This window comes from Spirillospora sp. NBC_01491 (assembly GCF_036227065.1).
Taxonomy (GTDB): Bacteria; Actinomycetota; Actinomycetes; order Streptosporangiales; family Streptosporangiaceae; genus Spirillospora; species Spirillospora xylanilytica.
This window is the reverse complement of record NZ_CP109432.1, coordinates 388,136-401,914: the sequence shown is the minus strand read 5'-3', so window position 1 is coordinate 401,914 and position 13,779 is coordinate 388,136. Positions and strand designations below refer to the sequence as shown.

12 protein-coding genes are annotated in these 13,779 nt (G+C 72.8%); 8 read left to right on the top strand and 4 right to left on the bottom strand.

What is annotated here, in order from left to right; genetic code table 11:
- The first annotated feature begins 2 nt into the window (after positions 1–2).
- Positions 3–1,382 carry a metallopeptidase TldD-related protein gene (locus OHA34_RS01880; RefSeq protein ID WP_285943846.1) on the top strand — a complete coding sequence of 460 codons (1,380 nt, stop codon included), beginning with the start codon at positions 3–5 and terminating at the stop codon, positions 1,380–1,382.
- A gap of 76 nt (positions 1,383–1,458) precedes the next feature.
- Here the strand turns inward: OHA34_RS01880 and OHA34_RS01875 are convergent, their stop codons facing one another.
- Positions 1,459–1,671 carry a dodecin gene (locus tag OHA34_RS01875; protein ID WP_285943640.1) on the bottom strand — a complete coding sequence of 71 codons (213 nt, stop codon included), beginning with the start codon at positions 1,669–1,671 and terminating at the stop codon, positions 1,459–1,461.
- A 69-nt stretch (positions 1,672–1,740) separates the two neighbouring features.
- Here OHA34_RS01875 and OHA34_RS01870 point away from each other — a divergent pair, with 69 nt between their 5' ends.
- Together OHA34_RS01870 and OHA34_RS01865 are read left to right on the top strand one after the other, a co-directional pair.
- On the top strand, positions 1,741–2,070 hold the full coding sequence (locus OHA34_RS01870) for a DUF3099 domain-containing protein (protein WP_285943641.1): 330 nt from the start codon (positions 1,741–1,743) through the stop codon (positions 2,068–2,070).
- Between the two features lie 532 nt (positions 2,071–2,602).
- The gene (locus OHA34_RS01865; RefSeq protein ID WP_285943642.1) at positions 2,603–3,754 is read left to right on the top strand and encodes an acyl-CoA dehydrogenase family protein; all 1,152 of its coding nucleotides are present in this window, start codon (positions 2,603–2,605) and stop codon (positions 3,752–3,754) included.
- Between the two features lie 93 nt (positions 3,755–3,847).
- Here the strand turns inward: OHA34_RS01865 and OHA34_RS01860 are convergent, their stop codons facing one another.
- Together OHA34_RS01860 and icmF are read right to left on the bottom strand one after the other, a co-directional pair.
- Positions 3,848–4,621, bottom strand: coding sequence for a helical backbone metal receptor (locus OHA34_RS01860; protein ID WP_329520477.1), 774 nt, complete (start codon positions 4,619–4,621; stop codon positions 3,848–3,850).
- A gap of 10 nt (positions 4,622–4,631) precedes the next feature.
- Positions 4,632–7,868, bottom strand: a complete 3,237-nt coding sequence (gene icmF / locus OHA34_RS01855) for a fused isobutyryl-CoA mutase/GTPase IcmF (protein WP_329520476.1) — start codon at positions 7,866–7,868, stop codon at positions 4,632–4,634.
- A 54-nt stretch (positions 7,869–7,922) separates the two neighbouring features.
- Between icmF and OHA34_RS01850 the strand changes: the two genes are divergently transcribed.
- A complete protein-coding gene (locus tag OHA34_RS01850; RefSeq protein WP_285943645.1) occupies positions 7,923–8,501 on the top strand; it encodes a MarR family transcriptional regulator in 579 nt (192 codons plus the stop codon).
- Between the two features lie 246 nt (positions 8,502–8,747).
- Positions 8,748–9,617 carry a GH25 family lysozyme gene (locus tag OHA34_RS01845; protein WP_329520475.1) on the top strand — a complete coding sequence of 290 codons (870 nt, stop codon included), beginning with the start codon at positions 8,748–8,750 and terminating at the stop codon, positions 9,615–9,617.
- A 69-nt stretch (positions 9,618–9,686) separates the two neighbouring features.
- Here the strand turns inward: OHA34_RS01845 and OHA34_RS01840 are convergent, their stop codons facing one another.
- Positions 9,687–10,790, bottom strand: a complete 1,104-nt coding sequence (locus OHA34_RS01840; RefSeq protein ID WP_329520474.1) for an alpha/beta hydrolase — start codon at positions 10,788–10,790, stop codon at positions 9,687–9,689.
- A gap of 102 nt (positions 10,791–10,892) precedes the next feature.
- Between OHA34_RS01840 and OHA34_RS01835 the strand changes: the two genes are divergently transcribed.
- From OHA34_RS01835 to OHA34_RS01825, 3 genes are read left to right on the top strand one after another with little or no spacing between them, the layout of a single operon-like run.
- Entirely contained in the window at positions 10,893–11,456 is a 564-nt protein-coding gene (locus OHA34_RS01835) for a VOC family protein (protein ID WP_285943649.1), read from the top strand.
- 4 nt (positions 11,457–11,460) lie between these two features.
- A complete protein-coding gene (locus tag OHA34_RS01830; RefSeq protein WP_329520473.1) occupies positions 11,461–13,041 on the top strand; it encodes a class I adenylate-forming enzyme family protein in 1,581 nt (526 codons plus the stop codon).
- A gap of 14 nt (positions 13,042–13,055) precedes the next feature.
- On the top strand, positions 13,056–13,736 hold the full coding sequence (locus OHA34_RS01825; protein WP_285943652.1) for a TetR/AcrR family transcriptional regulator: 681 nt from the start codon (positions 13,056–13,058) through the stop codon (positions 13,734–13,736).
- Positions 13,737–13,779 lie beyond the last annotated feature (43 nt).

The window sequence follows — 13,779 nt, the reverse complement described above, 5'->3', positions numbered from 1 at the left end:
TGATCAAGCCGCAGGAGGCGGTGGAGCGGGCGCTGGGGCTGTCGCGGGCGGACGACTGCATCGTCATCGCCGAGGAGTCGGGGGGCGCCAATCTGCGGTGGGCGGGGAACACGCTGACCACCAACGGGGTCACGCGGTCGAACCGGCTGACCGTGATCGCGCTGCGGGAGACCGGCGGGGGCGTCGCGGCGGGGGTGGTGTCGCGGGCGGCCGTGGGCGCGGACGGGATCGAGGAGCTGGTCCGGGCCGCCGAGGCCGACGCGGCGGGCAACGGGGCGTCCGAGGACGCGGCGCCGCTGGTCGCGGGCGACGGGTCGGGGGAGCGGGGGTGGGACGATCCGCCGGGCGAGACGGGCATCGGGGTGTTCGGCGAGCTCGCGCCGGCGCTCGGCGCGGCGTTCGGCGCGGCCGAGGCGCGCGGCGACCGGCTGTACGGGTTCGCCAACCACACGCTGACCTCGACGTTCATGGGCAACTCGGCGGGGCTGCGGCTGCGCCACGACCAGCCGACCGGGCTGCTGGAGCTGAACGCCAAGGGGTCGGGCGGGTCGGCGTGGACGGGGGTCGGCACCCGCGACTTCACCGACGTGGACGTGCCGGGGCTCACCGCGGGCCTGGCGCGGCGGCTCGACTGGGGCGAGCGCCGGATCGACCTGCCCGCCGGGCGGTACGAGACGCTGCTGCCGCCGAGCGCGGTCGCCGACCTGATGATCTACCTGTACTGGTCGGCGGGGGCGCAGGACGCCCAGGACGGCCGGACGGTGTTCAGCGCGCCGGGCGGCGGCACCCGGGTCGGGGAGAAGCTGGCGAGCCTGCCGGTGTCGCTGACCAGCGACCCGCGCGCGGCGGGGCTGGAGTGCGCGCCGTTCGTGGTGGCGCACTCGTCCAGCCGCGAGTCGTCGGTGTTCGACAACGGCGTCGGCCTGGGCGCCACCGACTGGATCTCCGGCGGCACCCTCACCTCGCTCGCCCAGACGCGGCATTCGGCGGGGCGCACCGGGCTGCCGCTCACCCCGGCGGTCGACAACCTCTCGATGACCGGGCCGGGAGGCGGCGCCACGCTGGACGACATGGTCGCGCGCACCGGGCGCGGGCTGCTGCTGACCTGCCTGTGGTACATCCGGGAGGTCGACTCGCAGCGGCTGCTGCTCACCGGCCTCACCCGCGACGGGGTCTACCTCGTCGAGGACGGCGAGGTGGTGGGGGCGGTCAACAACTTCCGGTTCAACGAGAGCCCGGTGGACCTGCTGTCGCGGCTCACCGAGGTCGGCGCGACCGGGCCGACCCTGCCGCGCGAGTGGTCGGACTACTTCACCCGGGCGGCGATGCCGGCGCTGCGGGTGGCCGACTTCAACATGTCGACGGTCTCGAAGGCGTCCTGAGGCGGGCCGGGGCCGCGGGACCGCCCTCGGGCGGCCCGCGGGTCCCCGGGCCCGCGTCCTGGGCTCCGCGGGGCGCTCAGTCGTCCTCCAGGCGGAAGCCGACCTTCATCCCCACCTGGAAGTGCGCCACCTCCCCGTCGGCGATCTGGCCGCGGACCTGGGTGATCTCGAACCAGTCCAGGTGCCTGAGGGTGCGCGAGGCGCGCCGGACCCCGTTGCGGACGGCCTCCTCCATCGAGTCGGGAGAGGTCCCCACGATCTCGGTCACCCGGTACGTGCGATCGGTCATGTCACTCCTTCCCCAGTCGTTGCCCAACCTGGTGTCGCGTGCCGGACTCCATGGGCTTACCGTGGAAACGTGAAGGTCAATCCACATCGGGGGCCCGAGGTCTACACGGTCACCGACGCGCCCCGCCCGATCTCCGAGGACATCGGGCACCGGCAGCGGCGCTATCTGATGTCCATGGCCATCCGCACGGGCTGTTTCGTCGGCGCGGTTGTGAGCGGCATGGCGGGCGCCCCGTTCTGGGCGGTCGGAGTCCTGGTGCTGGGCGCGCTGTTCCTGCCCTACATCGCCGTGGTCGTGGCGAACGGGGGGCGCGAACCGCAGGCGCGGGCGCGCTTCCAGGACGCCGGCGGGCCGCAACACAAGCCCGTTTCCGGACAGCGGCCGGAAATCGGGTCGTGACATTCTCTTGACTAACAGCGGGGGGTTTCGGTGTACGATTTGTACCGGCGCTCTGATCCCCCGTCGGAGCGCCCGTGCCGGTGTTCCGGGCCCCCGTCGGAACACCGATGATGCGGCGCCGGGTGGATTGCCCCCGTATCCACCCGGCGCCGCTTTTCATGTCCGGGATCTTCCGGCGAACTCCCCGTTGCCCCCTTTTGAAAGCGCGCGGCACGGATCGTCGTACCGGGCATAGAACGCAAGGCCCAACTCTGGCCTGCTCCGGCCAGGCACCAAAACGGCCGTCGCCGCCGTCGGGCGAGGCCCGGCCCGGCTGGGAACCGGACCCGCCGCGCAGGGGGACGACCCGAACCGCCCGGTGCAGATCATCATGTTCGGGTATGGGGAACGCGTGGGCCCAGGCGGGCGGCCCGCTCCCCGCCACCGATCTCCCGCCGCACCGCCCGGCCCGCCGATGGTTCTAGAATCAGATTCGAAGATGCTGTGACGTTCCGTCAGCCGTCCGGCTGATCGTGTGGGAGAGGGGCAGGCCGTGCGCCGTACCGTGTTCAACGAGGACCATGAGGCGTTCCGAGCGACGATCCGCGACTTCATCGCGGCCGAGGTCGTGCCCGTCTTCCCCGACTGGGAGGAGGCCGGCCACCCGCCCCGGGACTTCTACAACAAGCTCGGCGAGCTGGGCGTCTTCGGCATCACCGTGCCTGAGGAGTACGGCGGGGCGGGCGAGGACAGCTTCAAGTACGCCGCGGTGATCTCCGAGGAGACCGCCCGCGCCGCGGTGAACTTCGGCTCCACCACCGTGCACGTGAACCTCGTCCTGCCCTACCTGCTCCAGTACGGCAGCGAGGAGCAGAAGAAGCGGTGGCTGCCGCCCTTCATGTCCGGCGACATGATGACCGCGATCGCGATGACCGAGCCCGGCACCGGCTCCGACCTCGCCGGGATGCAGACCACCGCGAAGCTGGACGGCGACCACTACGTCCTGAACGGGGCCAAGACCTTCATCACCGGCGGCGTGCTCGCCGACATGGTGCTGGTGGTCGCCCGCACGTCCCCCGCGACGCCGGAGAACCGCCGCGCCGGGCTGTCGATCCTCTGCGTCGACACCAAGAGCGAGGGCTACCAGGTCGGCCGCAAGCTCCAGAAGATCGGGCTGCGCACCTCCGACACCGCCGAGCTGTCGTTCACCGACGTGCGGGTGCCGGTGGAGGACCTGCTCGGCGAGGAGGGCCGCGGGTTCGAGTACCTGGCGCACAACCTGGCCGAGGAGCGGCTCGCGATCGCCGTCCAGTCCTACGCCTCGGCCGCCGCCGCGGTGGAGTTCGCCACCGCCTACGTCAAGGACCGCACGGTCTTCGGCAAGAGCGTCGCCTCGTTCCAGAACACCAAGTTCGTGCTCGCCGAGTGCGACACCGAGGTGGAGGCCGCCCGCTCGATGGCCGACCGCGCGATGGAGGCGCACGACCTCGGCGAGCTGACGCCCGCCGACGCGGCCAAGACCAAGCTGTTCTGCACCGAGGTGCAGGCCCGCGTCGTCGACAAGTGCCTCCAGCTCCACGGCGGCTACGGCTACATCCTGGAGTACCCGATCGCCCGCCTGTACACCGACGCCCGCGTCACCCGGATCTACGGCGGCACCAGCGAGGTCCTCAAGACCATCATCGCCAAGCAGCTCGGCGTCTGAGCCCCGGCGCGGCGCGCTCAGCGGCGCCGCGCTGCCGTCCGCGGTGGTCGTCGCCGGGGTCCGGGGGTCACGGCTGGTGCGCCGTCCGCGGTGTCATGGCCGGTGCGGTGCGGCGGCGGCGAGCTGCTCGGCGAGCACGCGGGGCGCCTCCACCAGGGACGGCCCGTACCAGGTGAGGTACCGGCCGCTGACCAGCGCCGCGTCGGTGCCGGGGAACGCCTCGGGGCCGTCGTCGGCGGTGAAGCGGTACGGCTCGTCGGGCAGGACGACCAGGTCGGCGCCCGCCGCCGTCAGCTCGTCCAGCGGGATCTTGGGGTACCGCTCGGCGTGCCCGCCGTAGAGGTTGCCGACGCCGAGGCGCGCCAGGACGTCGCCGGTGAAGGTGCCGTGGCCGACGACCATCCAGGGGCGCCGCCAGATCGGGACGACGGCGGCGCGGTGCGCGGAGGGCGCGGTCTCCCGCCAGGCGCGGGCGGCGTCGGCGAGCCAGGCCGGGGCGGGGACGCGGCAGCCCTCGACGAGCATCCGGCGCAGGGACGCCAGCGCCTCCTCGACGGTGCGGATCTCGGTCATCCACACCGGGATCCCGGCGGCGCGCAGCGCCTCGACGTCGGGCGCGCGATTCTCCTCGGTGTTGCCGATCACGAGGTCGGGTTCGAGGGCGGCGACGCGGCCGAGGTCGGGGTTCTTGGTGCCGCGGACCCGGGCGACATCCAGTCCCGCGGGGTGGGTGCACCAGTCGGTCGCCCCGGCGAGCAGGCCCGGCGCGGTCACGGCGACGGCCTCGGTGAGCGAGGGGACGAGCGACACGACCCGGCGCACCCGGCCGCGGACGGGGACCGGGGCGCCGGTGTCGTCGGCCGTCATCCCCGCTCCCTCACACGTTGCGCCGGTACTGGCCGCCGACCTCGAAGAACGCCTCGGTGACCTGCTGGAGGCTGCACACCCGCGCGGCGTCCATCAGCACGGCGAACACGTTCCCGCCGGACCTGGCCGCCTCCTTGAGCGCCCCGAGCGCGGCCTCGGCCTCCTCGCGGTGCTCCTGCTGGAAGGCGCGGACCCGGTCGAGCTGGGAGCGCTTCTCGACCTCGGTGGCGCGGGCGAGCTCGACGGTCTTGGCCTCGCCGTGGCCGGCGGCCGGGTCGCGGAAGGTGTTGACCCCGATGAGCGGCAGCGACCCGTCGTGCTTGCGCCGCTCGTACAGCATCGACTCGTCCTGGATCCGGCCGCGCTGGTAGCCGGTCTCCATCGCGCCGAGCACCCCGCCGCGCTCGCTGATCCGGTCGAACTCGGCGAGCACGGCCTCCTCGACCAGATCGGTGAGCTCGTCGATGACGAACGAGCCCTGGAGCGGGTTCTCGTTCATCGCCAGGCCCCACTCCCGGTTGATGATCATCTGGATCGCCAGCGCACGCCGGACCGACTCGGCCGAGGGGGTGGTGACGGCCTCGTCGTAGGCGTTGGTGTGCAGGCTGTTGCAGTTGTCGTAGATCGCGGTGAGCGCCTGGAGCGTGGTGCGGATGTCGTTGAAGTGCATCTCCTGGGCGTGCAGCGAGCGGCCCGAGGTCTGCACGTGGTACTTCAGCTTCTGGCTGCGCTCGTTGGCGCCGTACCGGTCGCGCATCGCCACCGCCCAGACGCGGCGGGCGACGCGGCCGAGCACGTTGTACTCGGGGTCCATCCCGTTGGAGAAGAAGAACGACAGGTTGGGCGCGAAGTCGTCGACGTCCATGCCGCGCGCCAGGTACGACTCGACGTAGGTGAACCCGTTGGCCAGCGTGAAGGCGAGCTGGCTGATCGGGTTGGCCCCGGCCTCGGCGATGTGGTAGCCGGAGATCGACACCGAGTAGAAGTTGCGGACGCCCTCGGCGATGAACCACTCCTGGATGTCGCCCATCATCCGCAGCGAGAACTCGGTCGAGAAGATGCAGGTGTTCTGGCCCTGGTCCTCCTTGAGGATGTCGGCCTGCACGGTGCCGCGCACCGTGGTGAGCGCCCGTTCCCGGACGGCGGCGGCCTCCGCGCCGTCCGGCTCGCGGCCGTGCTCGGCCCGGAAGGCGTCCAGGCCCTGGTCGATCGCGGTGTTCAGGTAGAACGCCAGGATCGTCGGGGCCGGCCCGTTGATCGTCATCGACACCGAGGTGGTGGGCGAGGCGAGGTCGAACCCGTCGTACAGCGCCTTCATGTCGCCGAGCGTCGCGATCGAGACGCCGGACGTGCCGACCTTGCCGTACACGTCGGGACGCTCGTCCGGGTCGCGGCCGTACAGGGTGACCGAGTCGAACGCGGTGGACAGCCGGGTCGCGGGCTGGCCCTCCGCCAGGAGCTTGAAGCGCCGGTTGGTGCGGAACGGGTCGCCCTCCCCGGCGAACATCCGCGCGGGGTCCTCGTTGTCGCGCTTGAACGCGAACACCCCGCCGGTGAACGGGAAGCGTCCGGGCAGGTTCTCCGCGCGCAGGAACCGCAGGAGCTCGCCGTGGTCGGTGTAGCGGGGCAGGGCGACGCGCGGGATGCGGCTCCCCGACAGCGACTCGCGCGCGAGCGTGGTGTGCAGCTCCTTGTCGCGGACGCGCACCACCTGCTCGTCGCCGGAGTACGACTCGGCGACGGCGGGCCAGCCCTCGATCAGGGCCGCGTTCTCCCGCCCGACGTCGCGGCGGGCCTTCTCCAGGAGTCCCGCGACCTCCTCGGCGCCCGCCTCCGACAGCTCGGCGCGCACCGCGTCCAGGCGCTGCACGCGCCGTACGGCCTCGGCCTGCGCGGCGGTCTCGGCGTGGTAGCCGCGCACCGTCTCGGCGATGTCGGACAGGTACCGGGCCCGGGCGAGCGGGACGATCTGCGCCACGCTCGTGGAGGTCTTGGTGCCGGCCTCGGGCAGCGTCCCCGGCTCCAGCGGCAGGCCGTGCCCGGCGAGCAGGCCGGTGAGGTGCTGGTAGAGCGCGGTGACGCCGTCGTCGTTGAACGTGGCGGCGCTGGTGCCGAAGACGGGCATGTCGCCGGGCCCCGAGCCGAACGCCTCCCGGTTGCGGACGAGCTGCCGGGACACGTCGCGCAGCGCGTCGGCGGCGCCGCGCCGCTCGAACTTGTTGATCGCGACCACGTCGGCGAAGTCCAGCATGTCGATCTTCTCCAGCTGCGACGCGGCGCCGAACTCGGGCGTCATCACGTACAGCGAGACGTCGACCAGGGGCACGATCGCCGCGTCGCCCTGCCCGATGCCGGGCGTCTCCAGGATCACCAGGTCGTAGCCGGCGGCCTTGCAGGCCGTCACGATGTCCTCGATGCCCTCGGGCAGCTCGCGGGCGCCCCGGGTGGCCAGCGACCGGAAGAATCCGTGGTCGCCGTCCAGCGCGTTCATCCGGATCCGGTCGCCGAGCAGGGCGCCGCCGCCGCGCCGCCGGGTCGGGTCGACCGCCAGGATCGCGACGCGCAGCTTGTCCTGCTGGTCGGCCCGCAGCCGCCGGACCAGCTCGTCGGTGAGCGAGGACTTGCCCGACCCGCCGGTGCCGGTGATGCCGAGCACCGGGACGCGGCGTCCGGCGGCGGCCCGCGCCAGCACCCGGCGGTCGGCGGCCGGCAGCCGGCCGGCCTGGAGCGCGGTGATCGCGCGGGCCAGCGCGGGCCGCTCCCCCGCCACGACCGCGTCGGCCGGGGCGGGCTCGGCGGCCAGGTCCACGTCGCAGTCGCGGACCAGCTCGTTGATCATGCCGGGCAGGCCGAGCCGCTGGCCGTCCTCGGGCGAGAAGATCCGCACGCCGGCCGCCGCGAGCCGCTCGATCTCCGCGTCGACGATCACGCCGCCGCCGCCGCCGAAGACCCGCACGTGCCCGGCCCCGGCCTCCTCGAGGGCGCGCGCGAGGTACTCGAAGTACTCCACGTGCCCGCCCTGGTAGGAGCTGACCGCCACGCCCTGGGCGTCCTCCTCCAGCACCGCGTCGACGACCTGGCGGACGGAGCGGTCGTGCCCGAGGTGGACCACCTCGGCGCCCTGCGACTGGAGGATCCGCCGCATGATGTTGATGGCCGCGTCATGCCCGTCGAACAGGGCCGCCGCCGTCACGAACCGGACCGGGTGCACCGGCGCGTGCAGCGTCCCCTCGTCCTGGCGCGTCACTGGCCACCTCCAGATTCTTGGGCTTCCAATATTTGGAAGCTAAAATACTTTCCCATGCGCGACCCGGTCAAGGGCCACCAGTACGGTGGGGCGGTGCCCGGCCCCTCCTCCCCCGCCCCCTCCGAGCCCCCCGAGCCCCCCGACGCCCTCGACCCGATCGCCGAAGCGCGGCGGCAGTGGAGCGCCCGGTGGCCCGAGCACGCCGACCACATGGCGGCCGTCACCTCGGTGATGCGCGCGCAGCAGCTCCTGCTGAGCCGGATCGAGGCCGTGCTCAAGCCGTACGGGCTGACCTTCGCCGCCTACGAGGCGCTCCGGCTGCTCGCCTTCGCCCGCACCGGCACGCTGCCGATGGGCAAGATGGGCGTCCGCCTGATGGTCCATCCGGCGTCGGTGACCAATGTGATCGGCCGGCTGGAGCGGCGCGGGCTGGTCGGCCGCCGCCCCTCGCCGGACGACCGCCGCGTCGTCCTCGCCACCCTCACCCCGGCGGGACGCGAGCTGGCCGAGCAGGCGACCGCGGCGCTGCACGGAACCGAGTTCGGCCTGCCCGACCTCACCGCCGCACAGGCGGCCGAGATCACCGCCGCGCTGCACGCGGTCCGCGTCTCGGTCGGCGAGGTCGCCCCCTGAGCCGGCCGGTCACCGGCGGCGCACCCGGCGCCCCACACGCACTTCCGTCCGCCTGACCCCCTGCCCGGCTGAGCGCCCGTCCGCCTGCACGCGGCACGGGCGTTCCGCCATTCACAGACCCCGACGACTCGCAGGCGATTCAGGATTTCTTTACCATATTTTTTCCGCGAAATACCGTGTGGCCGGACGCAAAACGACAATACAGAGATAAAGGATCATCCCTATTCCGCCACCCAGGGAGGTATGTTGATCCGATCGAGAAATGTCGCGCTCACTCTGTCCGGCGTCACGGTGATGACCGCCGCGACGGCCCTCGTCCCCGGCGCCGAGGCCGCCCCCGGGTCCGGCACGAGCCCGCGCGGGGACCTGCGTCCCGGCCAGGCCTACGCCGGGGTCGGGCAGTCCCGCTCCCCCCGCTCCCAGCGGTCCCGGCTCGCCGGGACCGCCAAGGTCCCCGCAGGCCATCTGGGCGGGATGGACATCAGTAGCTGGCAGGGCAAGGTCGGCTGGAAGGCCGCCCGCGCACTCGGCGCCCGGTTCGCCATCGCCAAGGCGACCGAGGGAAAAGGGTACAAAAACCCATATTTCCAGCAACAGTACGACGGCTCATATAAGGCCGGAATGGTTCATGGCGCCTACCATTTCGCCCTTCCAGCGGCGTCCGGTGGAAGGGCGCAGGCCGACTACTTCCTCGCCCACGGCGGCAGATGGTCGACCAACGGCCGCACCCTGCCCGGAGCCCTCGACATCGAGAACAACCCGTACGGCCGCGACGCCTGTTACGGGCTCTCCAAAAAGGCCATGGTCGCGTGGATCGGCGCCTTCACCGCCCGCTACCGCGACCGCACCGGCCGGCGTCCGCTGATCTACACCAACGCCTACTGGTGGCGGGACTGCACCGGGAACGACCGGTCCCTCGCCGCGAACCCGCTCTGGATGGCCCGCTGGCGGTCCAAGAGCCCCGCTCCTCTGCCCGGCGGCTGGAAGAAGGCCGCCGTCTGGCAGTACGACGACGCCGGCCGCTTCCCCGGCGACCAGAACGGCTTCCGGGGCACCTGGAAGGACCTGGTCGCCTTCACCAAGAAGACGGGCGCGCCCCGCGCGTCCGACCGCTGAGCACGATCTCCGGGCTCCACCCGGCGGGCCGCCCTTCCGGTCCGGAAGGGCGGCGGACCGGCGCGGCCGTCAGCGGTCGCGGACCCAGGCGGCGATGAGGTCGGCGGCCTGGGGACGGGACTCGGGGATGTAGTGCCCGTCCTTGATGAACTCCAGCCGCTTGTCCTCGGCGGCCAGGGCGCCGAAGACGGCCTGGGCGTCGCTGTCGTACACGCACTCGTCGGCGGTGGCGTGCACGACCAGGGACGGGACGGTGATCCGGGCCAGGTGCGGCGCCGCCACGCACTGCGAGGTGCGCAGGCTCCACATCGACAGCCAGGTGCGCAGCGTGCACAGCGAGCCGAGGCCGAACACGCCGTAGTTGGCCCTGGCCGGGTCGCCCTGGTAGCACCAGTTGGGCCGCCGGTCGGACGGCTCGATCGACGGATCGACCATCCGCAGGTCGGCCCAGGTGCGGTGCAGGTTGAACAGCGCGTCGCGGGCGCGGGTGCCCTTGAGGTCGTCCAGCTTGGCGAGCGCCCAGTCGGTGATGCGCTCGTTGCGGGCCCGCTGCGCGGCGCGGTAGCGGGCCTGGAACTCGGCGCTGTAAGGCGGGCCGTTCTCAGGGTTGAACGGGTCGAGCGCGGTGTCCACCGAGAGCGCGTCGGCCTCGTCGGTCACCGAGGCGTCCATCCACGCGGTGAGCACCTCGGGACGGCCCGAGTGCGCGGCGAGCGCGACGAACAGGTCGGCGGCGGGCAGGTCGGCGATGGCGTCCACGGGGCGCATCCCGGCGACCGGTGTGACGTTGGGCTCGACGGCCTGCGACTGGTAGGCGGCCATGAGCGAGCCGCCGCCGGAGTTGCCGAGCAGGACGACGCGCTCGACACCCGCCCGCTCCTTCAGCCAGCGGACGCCGACGCCGATCTCGGCGAGGGCGTGGTCGAGCAGGAAGTACGCCTCGCCGCCGCGGAAGCGGGTGTTCCAGCCGAGGAAGCCGAAGCCGCGCTCGGCCAGGTGCTCGGCCAGGTAGTGCTCGGCGAAGTCGATGTTGTAATGGGTGGCGATGAACGCCGTCTTCGGCGGCGTCCCGGCCGGGCGGTGGTAGACGCCCTGGCAGGGGTGCCCGCCGGCGCCGGCACGGCCGACCAGGGGCGACGGCAGCCCCACGAACTCCCTGACGATCTCGGTCATCGCGACCTCCTGTGCGCTGGACCCGATTCGCCCCGAAGGCTAGCGCAGATCAGAATCTGAGTTTAGATTCACTTCCAGCACTCTCGGATCGGAGGAACCGGCATGGCGGCATGGAGCAATCCCGAGTTCGCCCTCGGCGGGGTCAACCACCTGGCCCTGGTCTGCTCGGACATGAAGCGCACCGTGGAGTTCTACACCGGCGTCCTCGGTATGCGCCTGGTCAAGACCATCGACCTGCCGGACGGGGGCCAGCACTTCTTCCTCGACATGGGCGGCGGCAACCTGCTGGCGTTCTTCTGGTTCCCCGGCGCCCCCGACCCGATCCCCGGCGTCACCACCGCCGAGACCTCCCCCGGCATCGGCGACTTCGCCACCGCGGTCGGGACGATGAACCACGTGGCGATCAGCGTCCCGGAGGAGCGGTTCCTGGAGTACCGGGCCAAGCTCAAGGCCAAGGGGGTCAAGGTCGCCCCGGTCATCGACCACGACGACAGCCCGCAGGGGTTCACGCCCGAGTTCCACGACGAGGTCTACATCCGGTCCTTCTACTTCCAGGACCCCGACGGCATCCTGCTGGAGTTCGCGTGCTGGCGGCGCGAGCTGGCCCGGCCGGGCGACCTCGGGCGCGAGCCCAAGACCGCCGCCGACCGCGTGGCGAAGGCGTGAGCCGGTGCTCTCCCTCATCCACGTCCTGGAGTGGCGGGCCGCCGTCTCCCGCGACCGGACGGCGCTCACCGACGGGCGCGGCGGCGCCGGGCTGACCTTCGGCGCTCTGGCCGGTGCGGCGGACCGCGCCGCCGCCGGGTACGCGGCGGCCGGGGTGCGCCCCGGCGACGTCGTCCCGGTGATCGCACGCAACCGGGCCGGGTGGGCGGTGGCGTTCCTCGGGCTGGTCCGGGCGGGCGCGCTGCCGGCCGCCGTCAACTGGCGGCTCGCGGCGCCCGAGCTGCGCGGGCTGCTGGAGCTGATCGGGCCCACCGCGATCGTCACCGACGAGGCGTGCGCGGCGCTGGTCGGCGAGGCACTGGCGGGCACGGAGCCGGCGGGCACGGAGTCGGCGGGCACGGAGTCGGCGGGCACGAGGCCTGCGGGCACGGCGCCCACCGGCGGGGCGGGCGCCCGCGTGCCCGTCCTGCGGCTGGAGGACCCCCTCCCCGAGGGGCCGGTGCCCGAACGCCCGGCCGAGCGGCTGCGCGGCCCCGAACCCTGCGTCCTGCTGCACACCAGCGGAACCACCGGGCTGCCCAAGCTGGTTCCGGTCACGCACCAGCAGCTCATCGGCGCGGTCACGTTCATGAAGCTGGAGGTGCCCGAGGCGGTGCCCGGCGCGCGGCATCTCAGCGCGCTGCCGCTGTTCCACACCGCCGGGCTGGCCAACCTGGTGTACACCCTGTTCACCGGCGGGCACCTGCACGTCCTGGACGGGTTCGACCCGGCCGCGTTCGTCGACGACCTGGCCGCGCGCCGGATCCAGCTCACCCAGCTCGTGCCGACGCTGATCCGGGCGGTGACCGAGGAGGTCGGGCGCCGCGCCGCGCCGCCCGACCTGTCCGACCTGGTGGAGGTCGTGTACGGGGCCTCGCCGATCGACCCCGGACTGCTCGGGCGCGCGGTGCGGACGCTCGGCTGCCGGTTCCGGCAGAACTACGCGGCGACCGAGACCGGGCCGCTTCCGATCACCACGCTCCCGCCCGCCGACCACGACCCGGCGGCCGGCCGGCTCGCGTCCGCCGGCCGGCCGTCGCTCGGCTGGGAGGTGCGGCTCGGCGAGCACGGCGAGGTCCAGGTGCGGGGCGCGGCGCCGTTCCCCGGCTACTGGAACGACCCGGACGCCACCGCCGCGGTGACGACCGGCGACGGCTTCCACCGCACCGGCGACATCGGCGCGATCGACGCCGACGGCTACCTGACCATCGTGGACCGGCTCAAGGACATGATCGTGACCGGTGGGGAGAACGTGTACCCGGCGGAGGTGGAGGCGGTGCTGGCCGCGCACCCCGGGGTGCGGGAGGCGGCGGTGTTCGGCGTCCCGCACGAGCGGTGGGGCGAGACCGTGCACGCCGTCGTTGCGGGCGAGGACGGGCTGGACGCGGCCGAGCTGACCGCGTGGGCGCGCGAGCGGCTGGCCGGGTTCAAGTGCCCGACCGCGCTGACCTTCGCGCCGGAGCTGCCGCGCAACGCCACCGGCAAGGTCGTGAAATCGGTGCTCCGGGAGCGGCACTGGGCCGGACGGGAGCGCCGGGTGTCGTAGCCTTGTGCCCCGCCATGAAGAAGCACACGATCGTCAAGTCCGGCCCGAGCCCGGCCGCCGCCGACCGCCCGGCCAAGGCGACCCGCAAGGGCCGGGAGACCGACCGGGCCTTCCGCGACGCGGCCCGCGCGGTGTTCGCCCGCGAGGGCTACTTCAACGCCAAGATCAGCGACATCGCGGCCGAGGCGGGCAAGTCGGTCGCCTCCTTCTACAACTACTACGAGACCAAGGCCGATCTGCTGATCGCCCTGGCCGAGGAGTTCGACGAGGAGGCGACCGCGCTGGCGGTGCTGCCGTTCCGGCGCGGCCTGTCGCCCGAGGCCGCGCTGCGCGAGTCGGTGGCGGCGTTCTGGACCACCTACTCGCGGCGGCGCGGCGAGCTGATCGGGGTCTTCCAGGCGTCGATGCTCGAGGAGGAGTTCCGCGACCGGTGGCTGACGATCCGCGCAGGTGCGATCGAGCGGATCGCCGGCGAGGTCCGGCGCGCCCAGCGGGCGGGCTACTGCCCGGGCATCGACCCGGTGCTGACCGCGTCGGCGCTGTCGGCGATGCTGGAGCACTTCGCCTACATCTGGCAGGCGCAGGGCGGCGAGCGCACCGAGGCCGAGTTCGACGACGAGCGGGCCGTCGACACCCTGGCCACGATCTGGGTCAAGTCGATCTACTGGCGCGATGAGGCCGCCGCGCCCGGGTAGCGGGCCGCCCCGGGGCGGAACGATCCAATATGCTGCGAGTCAC